The sequence below is a fragment of the Mucilaginibacter gilvus genome, from assembly GCF_004054195.1.
Classification (GTDB): Bacteria; Bacteroidota; Bacteroidia; order Sphingobacteriales; family Sphingobacteriaceae; genus Mucilaginibacter; species Mucilaginibacter gilvus.
The window spans coordinates 194792-208511 of the sequence record NZ_SBIW01000008.1; the positions used below are offsets into that span (position 1 = coordinate 194792).

The following is a 13720-nucleotide window of genomic DNA, read 5'->3' on the forward strand; positions in this document are numbered from 1 at the left end:
TCTATTTTTGAAGATTATTAGATAAATATCCCTTTAAATAATTTAGATGAATAACTGGTTTAAACGTAATGGCACCCACCTTGCTGTTATTGGAATTTTTTTAGCTATATGCTTTTTTTATCTTACCCCTTCATTCCAGGGTAAAACATTAGGGCAAAGCGATGTTATCGGCGCGCAATCCACCCAAAAGGAAATAAACGACTATCGCGCTAAGGATACCACCATTTTGTGGACCAACCAGATATTCGGCGGGATGCCCACCTTCCAGATCTGGGCACCTTACCCCAACAACATCACTTCGCATGTTGTAAATGCCGTAAAAGCAACCTTCCCTAACCCGGTAGATACGCTGTTACTGCTTTTATTAGGCACCTACTTTTTATTCATCGTGCTAAAAATGAACCCATGGTTGGCAGCCGCAGGGGCTGTGGCGTTTACGTTTTCCAGTTATAACATTATACTGCTGGTGGCGGGGCACTCCAACCAGGCCTTTGCAATAGCATTCTTTGCACCAATAATAGCCAGCATCATCATGACGCTTAGAGGTAATTACCTCAGTGGCTCTGCTTTGGCAGCTTTTTTCCTGGCGATGGAGATCCGCTCCAACCACATCCAGATGACCTATTACCTGCTGCTGTCTATCATCATTTTAATGTGCATCGAGTTGTTCCATGCCGTTAAAGGGAAAAAAATGCAGCCGTTTTTAAAGGCGCTGGGCTTTTTAGCCGGTGCTACTTTATTGGCCATAGCGGTAAACGCATCTATCCTTTGGAGCACTTACGACTACGGTACCGAAACCATTCGTGGCAAATCCAACCTTAAATCTACCACGCAGGAGCCAACTACCGGTTTAGATAAAGAATATGCTTACCAATGGAGCCAGGGTGTTGGCGAATCGCTTACCTTTTTGGTGCCAAATGCTTACGGTGGCGCGTTACCAAGCGCTGTGCCTATAAGCGATGACTCCGAAACCATTAAAGTATTTACCAATAAAGGCATCCCGCAGGATCAGGCTACGCAGTACGCGCAGCAAATAACATCCCAAATTATACCGTTGTACTGGGGTACTAAACCGGGCACATCGGGGCCGTTTTACTTTGGTGCCGTAATTTGCTTTTTGTTTGTATTAGGTCTTATCATTGTTCGCAACCGCTTAAAATGGTGGTTACTGGGCACGGTGCTGCTCACACTCTTCCTGTCGTTTGGCCGCAACCTGCCGTTCCTTTCAGATATTTTCTTTAATTACTTCCCGCTGTACAACAAATTCCGCGCGGTAGAATCCATATTGGCGGTTGCCAGCCTTTGCTTCCCTATACTGGCTTTATTGGCCGTACAGGAAGTTATTGAGAACCCCGATAAAAAGGGCATCACTAAAAAGCTCTACATAGCAGGCGGTATAGTGGGCGGGCTTACGCTCATCCTGATAGCTGTACCTACGGTGTTCCTGAGCTTTAGAACAGATAACCATACAGATATGGTTAACTACCTGGCCCAGGCGCTTAAAAACGATACCACTACAGCTAACGAGGTAGGTAAAGCCGTTATTGCCGACAGGATGTCGCTTGAGCGCGCCGATGCCATCCGAACGTTTATATTCCTGCTGGTAACCTTCGGGCTTTTATGGGCCTTCGTCACCAATAAAATAAAAGCGCAGGTACTATCTATCATTCTGTTTATTATTGTTTTGGTAGACCTATGGCAGGTTGATAAGCGTTACCTTAAAGAGAGTAATTTTCAGGATAAAGTAGAGGCTGCGCAAGCAGTAGCGCCGCGCGAGGTTGATAATTTTATTATGAAGGATACCGACCCGGATTTTCGCGTATTTGATTCCGGCGCAGATTTTCGTTACGATACCTTTAACCCTTTCTTCCATAAATCGATTACCGGGTATTCGGCAGCCCGCCTAAAGCGGTATGACGAGCTTTATTTAAACCAGTTTACCAAAAGTATTAACCAGGATGTGCTTGATATGCTGAACACCAAGTATATTATCACCACAGACCCTAAAACCAACAGCAGTCGCCTGCAACGTAATCAAACCGCATGCGGCCATGCCTGGTTCATAAAAAGCGTTAAATACGTTAAAGACGCCGATGAAGAGATGCAGGCCATCAGCAGTTTCTCGCCAAAGGATGAGGTTATGGTTGATCAGCAATATAAATCGGTTGCCGAAGCAAAAACATTAGCCATAGATACTAACGCAACTATTAAACTGGTTAAATACACGCCCGATCATTTAACCTACCAAAGTGGCTCGTCAACCAACCAGGTAGCGGTTTTCTCTGAGATCTATTATAAAAAAGGTTGGAAAATGCTGATAGATGGCGTAGAGCAGCCGTACTTCCGTGCCGATTATTTACTGCGTGCGGCAAATATCCCTACAGGCAATCACGAAATTGAGTTCGTCTTCCACCCGGCATCATATTATACCGGCGAAGGCATCTCGTTAGCAAGTTCAATATTGCTGGTGCTTGCACTGGGTGGCGCACTATTTGCCGAATTGAAAAAGAAAAAGCCGGAACCAAAGCCGGTTGTTGTGAAAGCTGAGGCCAGGAAGGCGAAGTAATACAGGAAACATCATAAAACACAAAAAGAGCGATGGATTTAATATCCACCGCTCATTTTGTGTTTGTCAGTTTTAACCGGCGGGTACTATCTGTTATAGCTGCGCCATTTAATGAGCAACGGGGTAAGCTACTTAACTATAATATCGTTGCTTTTAATATCGTAGCTGTAAATAGTCACTGTGCCAAGGTCGGTTCCATCAGTCTTTACAAAATTGGTTTGTATAACACCAACCCCCATTTGTATATAATAATCATAAGTGGCAAAGGTTTGATAACCGTTGCCCTTATTTTGTTGTAAAAGCATTTGCGTATGGGTTACCCTTGGGAAGGTAATGTCGTTTACAACTTTGGTAGCATCTACCTCTTTTACGGTGCCTATAAGCCTTGCCGGGAAGCCCTCTAACAGGCCGCTATCGGTAATCTTAGCTATCCAGGTGCCGCCAACGGGTGCCCGGTTATCATAATATTCTATCTCCAGGTTATCGTTATAGTCAGCGTAAAAAAGTCTTATTTTAATGATATTGTCATTCACGTAAACGTAACCGTTCCCCGCGTTTTTCCGGCTGATGCTAAATATGGTATGGTACGTACTGTCTTTAATAATTGGCTGTTCACCAGTTACGGTAAGTACCGATGAATCGGGCTCACCGCCCTCTTTATTAGTAACATATTTCCAAAAAGTGCCGGTACCCAGCGGTTGAAAACTGGCAGACCAGTCTTCTTTTGGTGGTGGGCCATAAATAGGCGGATCTAATTTACAGGCTTGTGTAAATAAAGCTAAAAGCCCAAAAAATATAAGTAACTTTCTATTCATACATGTTTTACGGGAAATTCCGCGTTTTAGTTTGACGCCGGAAATAAGACTGTAAGCCCTTTCCTTTGAAGCATTTGCGCGCAAATATATCAATACAAAACTAATGCCCAACCCCTATTAAGCGGGCCGGGCATTAAGTAGTACCAAAAAAACTACGAATTTATTTTAATGTTTATACTTTTTGGGACAGATATTAGGGCTCGTTTACTGGCTATCAGGCTGATAGCCAAGGCTGCACCGCTTGTTAAATTATTGATATTGTAATCTATCAATTCCGATTTGCCGAGCTGGTGCCTGCGTAACTTATATCTGTTGCACGGTAATCTAAATTTTTGGTAAACAAAAAAGACAACCTTTTACGGGTTGCCTTTTTACTTATTACTATTTTTGAACAGGTAGGTTATTCTTTTTCGGTTTTTGCAGTTTCATTGATACCTGCTTCTGCTATTTGGGTAAGCAGGCTGTCGCAATTTTTTTCTTCCTTGAGGGTAGCCTCCAATAGGTCGGCAGCTTCCGTATAGCCTAAAGTAAGCGCAAGGGTACGCAGCGTGCCGTATGATGCAATTTCGTAATGCTCAACCTTTTGCGCAGCAGATATAATGCCGGCATCTCGGGTTAAGGTGCCTTTTTTGGTTTCGCTTACAATTTCATCAGCTTCTTTTAAAAGGCCGGCCATCGCTTCGCATTTAACGGCTACGGCTTTTTCGCCCACGGATGCAAAGGCGCTTTCCAAGCGGGTAATATGGTTTTCAGTTTCGGTGATGTGGGTCTCAATAGCGGCTTTTAATTCATCAGAAGTAGCTGCTTTTACCATTTTAGGCAGCGCTTTTACCAAATGTTTTTCTGCCCAATAGATGTCTTTCAGTTCATCTAAAAATAATTCATTCAGTGCCGAATCTTCAACCACATCGGTTGTTTCGGGTGCTTTTTTGGTGCGTGGTGCTGTTTTAGTAGTTGCCATGATATTAGCTATTTTTATAGTTTTTGTTTTTCTTATATCAACATGATTAGTAATAATAAGTTTTAGTTGTTATTAATTATTTTAATTAGAACGACTTATTTAATCTGCGATTGCAATGTTACTTACGCCCCTTTCTTCACTTTCAAGCTGCTCATCAACTGATCGTACAGATCGTCGCTGCTGGTTTTATGCGGTTTAAGTTTTTTAACCGTAGCGCGTTTGCCTTTTGCCTTGGCGTGGATGATCTTTAGTAACTCGTCGTTGTACTCATCTTTATACTTAGATACATCAAAATCTTCGGCATATTGGTTAACCAGTGCGAGGCCCACATCCAGTTCCTTTTTACTCACGGTAACATCATCGGCAATGTTCAGGTCCTCGGTATCGCGAATCTCCTGCCCAAAGCGGATGCGGGTAACCACCAGTACATTTTTTTGAGGGTGTACAATGCACAGGCTTTCGGTGCTGCGCAGTACAAAGCGCGCCAGCCCTGCTTTTTTTGATTGCTGCAATGCCTTTAGTAGCAGGGAATAGGCTTTGTTGTTTTTGGTATCCGGCTCGGTGTAGTAGCTGGTTTCGTAAAACATGGGGTTTACATCGGCCAGTTCCACAAAGCTTTCAATTTCTATCACTTTACTTTTTTCGGGCGCGGCATCTTCAAAGTCTTTTGCATCAACCACCACGTAATCGTCGTTCAGCTTATAACCTTTTACAATTTTATCGTAGGGCACCTCTTTGTGCGTGTTTTCGTTCACCCGTTGGAAACGGATGCGCGAGTGGTCGCGCCCATCCAGCATATCCAGGTCCAGCGTGCTTTTCTGCACAGCCGAATATAATTTAACAGGGATGTTTACCAGCCCAAACCCAAGCGAACCTTTCCAGATAGATCTCATCAATATGGCAATTTAGTACCAGAGATAACCAACAAAAAGGTGAAGGGTTTTAGTGTGAGGCGATTAAGGTGGAATTATTGATTGGGTTTTCCAAAGCCTCTGATTTGATAGGATTTGTTGCCTTAACGGATTTTGCGGAAAACCGCAACTTATTATACCGTTTTAACGGTATTGCCCGCCAGTGCCCTCAAGGCTACTTTTGATAAAAAACACCACCTTATTATGAAGTTAAAACATGTACTCCCCGGCATCGTGCTTGGTATGATGCTGCTTTCCTCCGCGGCTTACGCGCAGCTGCCCGTGCTCGAAAAAAGCTATGACATTTCCCGCAAAGCCAAAAATGGCTACCTGGGAGGTGTAGAGGTGAATGCCGGAAAAGAAACCTTCGATATGGTTTTTGTATTGCGCAGCAGCACCAAAAAAATGGTGAAACGCGAAATTTATACTTACGATAAAGAGCTTAATCTCATCAATACCGAAAAAGATGAGCAGCCCATCGAGCAGATGAAAAAGAAATACAAATGGTTCAACTTTAAAGGTGATAGCTATGTTTCGCACAGCTTAAGCGCTTCGGCAAATTTAACAGGCAAGCTGGTGTTCCGCAAAAAAGAGATCACCTGGAAATATCTTTGGCTAACCGGCAGTTACAATAAATCGGTAAAACAGCTGGAGAAAGCAAAAGCAACCAACGAAGGCAGCGGCGAAAAGTATTTCTTCCGCGGTGGCGCTTATGAGGTAAAACCCGATAGCACCGTGCTGGTAATGGCAGGCAGGCAGGAGAAAAAGAACGACCTGGCAGGCTCTATGATGCACTATGATATCTTAAGCTGCGATAACCAGGTAAACATAAAAACCGTGGGTACGGTGGAGTTTAAATATCCTAACATTCCGGTTTATTCGGCCGCGCTGGAAGATGACAATTCTGAACTGGATAACGATGATTACCCGCGCGATTGGGTGATGGTGTTTGCCCCCAACAGCAGCGGAGGTGGTGTGGATAAAGATGTTATCGACCCGGATAAGAACAATTACACTTACATCAGGCTGAACACCCAGGGTGAAGTTCTGGAGAAATTCAACTTTAAGTCTCCATCAAACGGTTGGCGCGTATTGGGTGCTTATGACCATGATGGTTCGGTGTTTGTATATGGGTCTGCAAATAATAAAGACCAGGACAAGTACGTAAACCAGGTATATAAAACGGTGATGGTGCCAACCACATCGGCAGATGACGACGAAAAAGAAGCGGCAAGCTCGGGCAGCGGAGGATTGGGGGCACTGAAAAGTGGATTCTCTATGCTGTCCGGCTCTGCTGACTTCGGAATCACCCAAGGCAAGATAGATGAGATCATGGATGCGATGAAGTATACCAACTTCCAGATAGGTAAGATCAGCAACGGCAAATTCGATTTCCTGAGCTGCCCTACCATCGAGGATTTTGAAAAACTGCAGGCCAAACCATCCGACCAAAAGAAATTTGCCGAGTTTGATGGCAAAAGCTTTGTGATCAACGGGATCTCCTTCTCCAAAAGTGGCGATGTATTTGTAAACGGACAGGATTTTAAAAAGATAAAAAAAGGCCGCAGCTACAAAGGCGTATACATGTTCCAGTTCGACCCTACGGGCAACCTCAAACGCAACTACGGTGTGTTTTTAGATCAAAGCAAAACCAGTGGTTTCTTCAATAAGTCCCCGCTTACTTCGGATATGATCCCATCCAAAAGCTTTATACAGGAAAGCGGTGACGGCAAAAGCCTGTACTGGATGATGCGTATGGCAAAATCCATCCATAAAGAATCGCATACCACGTTCGGCTTCAGCTCTAATACCGAAACCACCACCTGGTCGCCATTGTATAACATGGAGTATGGTTCTATTAACATCGCAGACGGGCAGCTATCAGAGTTTAAATTTTTAGGCGAGAGCGAGAAAAAGAGCTTCTACTTGTTCCCCAATACCAATGAAACCCGCTTGGGCAATTATAGCCTGTTCTTTAGCGAAACCGAAAAAGGCGATAAGATATTGTTATCGCGGGTAGATCTTACCAAATAATAACCCTTTCAACCCAAACCATATACAGCCGGCCAAAAGCCGGCTGTTGTTTTATCTCAACAAATAATGAAGGCTTTAAAAGAAATATTTTGGTTTGTTCTGCTCGTATTCGCAGCCATTGGCAGCCGTGCGCAGGATGCCTACCTGCCGGTAAATTTAGGAAATAAGGTAAATAGCCGCTACGCCGAACTTACCCCGGTTATATCTGCGGATGGCCGCGAAATGTACTTTTTGCGCGAAATGTTCCGCAAGGCAGCAAACGAGGAGATCCAAAGCCTGTGGTACTCCAAGCAGGACGAAAAAGGCGAGTGGATGCTGGCCCGGTATATGGCAGCGCCCTTCAACAATGGACTTACACACTCCGCCATTTCCAATGTATCTACCGATAATAATACCATCATTATAAAAGGGTATTTTAAAAATGGCACACGCGTAACCGGCACGGGTTATTCGGTGGTTACACGCAACACTACGGGCGGATGGAAAACCCCTGTAGGGATAGATATTGTTGGTTTTACCGATATGGTGAAAGGTAAATATATAGGCGCAACGCTGACGCCCGATGGCAAGGCGATGATGTTTTACTTCAGCGAAGAAAAGGACGGCGCCAATAATGATCTCTACATCTCTTTCAAAAATGCTAATGGCGGTTTTGGCAGACCCGCACCTATTAAAATGCTGAATACCGGCAATGATGATGCATCGCCATTTGTAGCGCTGGACAATAAAACGCTTTATTTCAGTAGCGACAGGCCCGGTGGATTGGGCGATAATGACATTTACAAAACTACCCGCCTGGATGATACCTGGCAAAAATGGTCGGAACCCGTTAACCTTGGTCCCTCGGTAAATTCCGCCAAATGGGAGTCGTATTTCCGGTTGTCTGCCAAGGGCGATTATGCGTATATGATCAGCTCTAAAGAGGGCGGTTTTGGCGAGAGCGATATTGTGCGCATTAAGCTGAACGATAATATAAAACCGCAACCCGTGGTATTGGTAAAAGGCCGTGTACTGAACAAGAAAACCTTAGAACCTATAGAGGCCGCTATTATTTACGAGGATCTGGCCAATGGCAATAACGAAGGCATCGCCATTAGCGACCCGGGTACCGGTGCCTACCAGATAGTTTTGCCTTACGGTAAAAACTTTGGTTTTAACTCCAGCCAAGAGAACTTTATCCCCATCTCGGATAACCTCGACCTCACCAAAGTGGGCGAATACCAGGAAATTACCCGCGATCTGTACATGGTGCCGTTTGAAAAAGGGCAGGTGGTGCGTATCAACAATATCTTCTTCGAGTTTGGCAAAGCCGAACTGAAGCCCGAGTCCTTCCCCGACCTGAACCGCCTGGTAGCATTGCTGCAAAGCAAACCAAAGCTGGAAATTGAACTTGGCGGCCACACCGATAACGTAGGTAGCGATGACGCCAACAACAAACTTTCGGCAGCGCGCGCGTTTTCGGTAGTGAAATATCTAACCACCAAAGGCGTAGCGCCTGCCCGGTTAAAGGCAAGCGGCTACGGTAAAACCCGCCCGGTAACCACCAACGATAATGACGAGGGCCGGGCGCAAAACCGGAGGGTGGAGTTTACGATATTGAATTATTAAAAGACACGAATTTCACGAATAGGACGAATTTTGCGAATTTGATAGGCGGCTGTATCGAGCCGCAGAGCTAATGGGGATCTGCGGGTTTAATAGCCGTAGAGTTACACAGAGAATAGTATTAAGCTCTCCAAGTAACTCTGCGTTTTTCCATCTGCGTGTTCCGTGGTGAAATTAGTATTCATTATTAATTCGTGAAATTCGTCCTATTCGTGAGATTCGTGTTATTATTTTGCCCCGCCATTTCACTGCTTTTCTCCTTTTTTAAGATAAAATTGCGTATTTTTGCAGCCTTTAAAATTCGAGGCGAACAGATTGATGTACAAGGAATATAAGCAGTTAAACCTGTCGCAAACAGGTAAGGATATACTGGAGTTCTGGCAGCAGAACGGCATATTTGAAAAGAGCATAAGCAGCAGGCCGGCCACCAAGCCGTATACTTTTTACGAAGGCCCGCCAAGCGCGAATGGAATGCCCGGCATTCACCACGTGATGGGGCGCTCTATTAAAGATATCTTTTGCCGTTATAAAACGCTCAAAGGCTACCAGGTGAAACGCAAAGGCGGATGGGATACCCACGGCCTACCTATAGAACTTGCTGTAGAAAAATCGCTTGGCATCACTAAGGACGATATCGGTAAAAAGATTTCCGTAAAAGAATATAACGACGCTTGCCGCAAGGAGGTAATGCGCTATACCGATGTATGGAACGACCTGACCGAAAAAATGGGCTACTGGGTTGACCTGGAAAACCCATACGTTACCTACGAGAACGAATACATAGAAAGCCTTTGGTGGATACTGCAACAGCTTTACAAAAAGGGCTGGTTGTACAAGGGTTACACGGTGCAGCCATACTCGCCAAAATCGGGCACTGGCCTTAGCTCGCACGAGCTGAACCAGCCGGGTACCTACAAAATGGTGAAGGATACTACCATTACAGCGCAGTTTAAAGTAAAACGCGATGGTGATTCGGAATTTTTATTTGAAGGTACCAACACAGATGTTTTCATCCTGGCCTGGACCACCACCCCATGGACTTTGCCATCAAACTGCGCATTAGCCGTTGGCGAAAACATTACCTACGTTAAAATAAGAACCTTTAACCCTTACACCTATACACCGGTTAGCGTGATTTTGGCAAAGGATTTGGTAAAAAAATACTTTAAGGCCGAAGGCGAGAACGCTTCATTTGAAGATTACAAGGGCGGCGATAAAATTATTCCTTATAAAGTAGAAGCGGAAATAAAAGGCAGCCAGTTACTCGGTTTGCACTACGAACAGCTGATGCCTTACGTAACTAATGAAGACCTGGAGAAAAATGCGTTCCGCGTTATCCCGGCAGATTTTGTTACTACCGAGGATGGTACCGGCATTGTGCACACCGCTTCTGTTTTTGGTGCGGATGACTTTAGGGCATGTAAGGAAAACAACGTACCATCTGTAATGGTGCAGGACGAGAACGGCAAAGATGTACCCCTTGTAGATAAGCAAGGCCGTTTTGTTGAAGAAGTTACCGACTATGCCGGCCGTTACGTAAAAGAAGAATACTACAGCGATGCAGAGCGCGCAGTGGAAGGTTTTAAACCTACCGATGTGCTGATCTCTATCAAACTAAAAACAGAGAACAAAGCGTTCGATGTAAAAAAATACGAACACAGCTACCCGCACTCCTGGCGCAGCGACGAGCCGATACTATACTACCCGCTGGATAGCTGGTTCATCCGCACCACCGCCGTAAAGGATAAAATGGTGGAGCTGAACAAAACCATCAACTGGAAACCGGAAAGCACCGGCACAGGCCGCTTTGGCAACTGGCTGGAGAATTTGGTAGACTGGAACCTTTCCCGCTCACGCTACTGGGGCACCCCGCTGCCTATCTGGCGCGAGGAAAACGGTGGTGAAGAAAAATGCATCGGTTCCATTGCCGAGCTGAACGCCGAGATAGAAAAATCTATCGCCTCAGGCTTTATGCCCGCCGGCTTTAAACTGGAAGATATGCACCGCCCTTATGTGGATGATGTGATATTAACCTCAGCCACCGGCAACAAAATGCTGCGCGAGCCCGACCTGATAGACGTTTGGTTTGATAGCGGTGCCATGCCTTACGCGCAATGGCATTTCCCGTTTGAGAATGCTGATGCTTTTAAAGCCGCCTACCCGGCAGATTTTATTGCCGAAGGTGTTGACCAAACCCGTGGCTGGTTCTTTACCCTGCATGCCATTGCGGTGATGCTAAGCGAAGCCAGCGACGAAATAAAAGCCGTGAATGCCGAAGTTGGCAACAAAGGTATCGCGTTTAAAAACGTGATCAGCAATGGTTTGGTGTTGGATAAGAACGGTAACAAAATGAGCAAGCGCCTGGGTAATGGTATCGACCCGTTCGAAACCATTAACCAGTACGGTGCCGATGCTGCCCGCTGGTACATGATCAGCAACGCCGCGCCCTGGGATAACCTGAAATTTAATATTGAAGGCCTGGACGAGGTTCGCCGCAAGTTCTTTGGTACACTGTACAATACGTACTCGTTCTTTGTGCTCTACGCCAATATTGATAAGTTTAAGTACGAGGAAGCCGAAATAAACATTAACGACCGCCCGGAGATAGATCGCTGGATCATCTCGTTATTAAATACTTTGAGTAAAGAGGTGGACGGCTACTATGCCGATTTTGAGCCTACCAAAGCTGCCCGTGCCGTACAGGAATTTGTGGATGTGCACTTTAGCAATTGGTTTATCCGCCTGAGCCGCCGCCGTTTCTGGAGGTCGGATAGCACAGAGGATAAGCTATCGGCTTACCAAACACTTTATACCTGTTTAATTACCATCAGTAAATTGATGTCGCCAATTGCGCCATTCTTTGCCGAGCGTTTATATACCGACCTAAACTCGGTAACAGGTAAAGAACAATTCGAATCGGTGCATTTGGCTTACTTCCCGGTATACAATCCTGAATTGGTTGATACCGCGCTGGAAGAACGGATGCAGCTTGCACAGGATATATCATCGCTGGTATTATCGCTGCGTAAAAAGATAGAGATCCCGGTTCGCCGCCCTTTAGGTAAGATCTTATTGCCGATACTGGATAAAGACTTTATGGAGCAGGTGGAAAAGGTGAAAGACCTGATCTTATCAGAAACCAACATTAAGGCGATAGAATATATTACCGATACCGCAGGCTTTGTTAAGAAAAAGATAAAACCAAACTTTAAAGCCCTGGGTGCTAAAGTAGGTAAGGACATGAAAGATGTTGCTGCCGCGATAAACGCTTTTGGGCAGGATGAGATAGCTAAATTGGAGAGCGATGGTAATATCCCTGTGCTTGATGGCAAATACTCGATACTACTTTCTGACGTAGAAATTACTGCGGAAGATGTTCCGGGCTGGCAGGTTGCAAATTCAGGCAAACTAACGGTGGCTTTAGATGTTACCGTAACCGAAGGGTTAAAACAGGAGGGAATATCCAGGGAATTAGTAAGTAAGATACAAAACCTGCGAAAAGAAAAGGGGTTTGAGGTAACTGATAAGATAAATGTCCGCATCAGCGATCACCCTTACATTCGCGAAGCAGTGAAAAATAATTTATCCTATATTTGCGCCGAAATTTTGGCAGAGCGCCTTGTGCTTGATAGTCAATTAGATGAAGGCGACAAAGTAGAGATTGATGGAATTGAAATTTTAATAGTTATTAGTAAAAATTAACATGAGCCAAGAAACCGTAAAAACAAGATATTCTGACACAGAACTGAAGGAATTTAAAGACCTGCTGTTAGAAAAACTACGCAGCTCTAAAGAAGAGCTTGCTGCATTGGCAACATCGTTAAGCTCGCCAAATGCAAATGGTACAGATGATACCGCCGGCACTTACAAAACATTGGAAGATGGTTCTGCTACGTTAGAGAAAGAGCAAATAAATCAGTTAGCTGCACGCCAAAAGAAATTTATAGAGCAGTTAGAGGCCGCTTTGGTACGTATAGAAAACAAAACTTACGGTATTTGCCGCGAAACCGGCAAGCTTATCCCTAAAGAGCGTTTGCGCGCGGTGCCGCATACCACGCTTACTATGGAAGCCAAACTAAAGCAATAAATGAAGGCAGCTTATACAAAACCTTTCTTAACTGCTGCTTTAATCGTCCTGCTCGACCAGATCATTAAGATTTGGGTTAGGAAGAATATGCTCCTGGGCGACGAAATTCATTTCCTTGGCGATAGGGGTATGCTCCGTTACACCGAAAACCCCGGTATGGCCTTTGGGATGGAACTGGGCGGGGAGATGGGTAAACTTACCTTAACGCTTTTCCGTATTGTGGCGGTATGTGGCATTGGCTACGGGCTGGTGTACCTTATTAAGCACAAATACCATCGCGGATTAATTATGATGGTTGCCCTGATATTGGCCGGAGCGATGGGTAATATTGTCGATTCGGTTTTTTACGGTGTCATTTATAATTATGCGCCTCTGTTTCACGGGAGCGTGGTAGATATGTTCTACTTCCCGCTGTTAACGGGTCATTTCCCGGCATGGATGCCTTTCTGGAGCCGCGAAGAATTCATCTTCTTCCGCCCCATATTCAACCTCGCCGATTCGGCCATATCTGTTGGTGTTATCCTTATACTGTTTAATCAGAAACGCTACTTCAAACACGAAGAGGTTGAAGAAAGCAGCCCAAACAGCGAAATGGTGGAGGATTAGTTTAAGTCCGAAGTCTTAGTCGGAAGTTCGAAGATATAAATATATGAACGGGGTTATGCGCAAGCTAACCCCGTTTTGTTGATGTTCTTCCGCCTTCCTGTCCTTACCGAAAGTTTACCTGTTGCTTACTATTCT

At 44.9% G+C, this 13720-nt stretch carries 9 protein-coding genes; 6 read left to right on the top strand and 3 right to left on the bottom strand.

What is annotated here, in order from left to right; all coding sequences use genetic code 11:
• The first annotated feature begins 46 nt into the window (after positions 1 to 46).
• Positions 47 to 2566 carry a YfhO family protein gene (locus EPL05_RS17680; protein ID WP_128535314.1) on the top strand — a complete coding sequence of 840 codons (2520 nt, stop codon included), beginning with the start codon at positions 47 to 49 and terminating at the stop codon, positions 2564 to 2566.
• Positions 2567 to 2694: 128 nt separating this feature from the next.
• Here EPL05_RS17680 and EPL05_RS17685 read toward each other — a convergent pair whose 3' ends face one another.
• From EPL05_RS17685 to ku, 3 genes are all read right to left on the bottom strand, one after another.
• Positions 2695 to 3381: a hypothetical protein gene (locus EPL05_RS17685; protein ID WP_128535315.1), complete on the bottom strand. Its 687-nt coding sequence runs from the start codon at positions 3379 to 3381 to the stop codon at positions 2695 to 2697.
• A 400-nt stretch (positions 3382 to 3781) separates the two neighbouring features.
• Positions 3782 to 4342: a YciE/YciF ferroxidase family protein gene (locus EPL05_RS17690; protein ID WP_128535316.1), complete on the bottom strand. Its 561-nt coding sequence runs from the start codon at positions 4340 to 4342 to the stop codon at positions 3782 to 3784.
• A 122-nt stretch (positions 4343 to 4464) separates the two neighbouring features.
• Positions 4465 to 5235: a non-homologous end joining protein Ku gene (gene ku, locus EPL05_RS17695; RefSeq protein ID WP_128535317.1), complete on the bottom strand. Its 771-nt coding sequence runs from the start codon at positions 5233 to 5235 to the stop codon at positions 4465 to 4467.
• A gap of 222 nt (positions 5236 to 5457) precedes the next feature.
• Here ku and EPL05_RS17700 point away from each other — a divergent pair, with 222 nt between their 5' ends.
• The 5 genes from EPL05_RS17700 (at position 5458) to EPL05_RS17720 (ending at position 13585) form a co-directional block, all read left to right on the top strand.
• Positions 5458 to 7287, top strand: a complete 1830-nt coding sequence (locus EPL05_RS17700; RefSeq protein ID WP_128535318.1) for a hypothetical protein — start codon at positions 5458 to 5460, stop codon at positions 7285 to 7287.
• A gap of 66 nt (positions 7288 to 7353) precedes the next feature.
• The gene (locus EPL05_RS17705; protein ID WP_128535319.1) at positions 7354 to 8895 is read left to right on the top strand and encodes an OmpA family protein; all 1542 of its coding nucleotides are present in this window, start codon (positions 7354 to 7356) and stop codon (positions 8893 to 8895) included.
• Positions 8896 to 9210: 315 nt separating this feature from the next.
• Entirely contained in the window at positions 9211 to 12594 is a 3384-nt protein-coding gene (ileS, locus tag EPL05_RS17710; RefSeq protein WP_128535320.1) for an isoleucine--tRNA ligase, read from the top strand.
• Position 12595: 1 nt separating this feature from the next.
• The gene (locus EPL05_RS17715; RefSeq protein ID WP_128535321.1) at positions 12596 to 12979 is read left to right on the top strand and encodes a TraR/DksA family transcriptional regulator; all 384 of its coding nucleotides are present in this window, start codon (positions 12596 to 12598) and stop codon (positions 12977 to 12979) included.
• Complete coding sequence (locus EPL05_RS17720) at positions 12980 to 13585, top strand: lipoprotein signal peptidase (protein WP_128535322.1); 606 nt, start codon at positions 12980 to 12982, stop codon at positions 13583 to 13585.
• Positions 13586 to 13720: the final 135 nt, after the last annotated feature.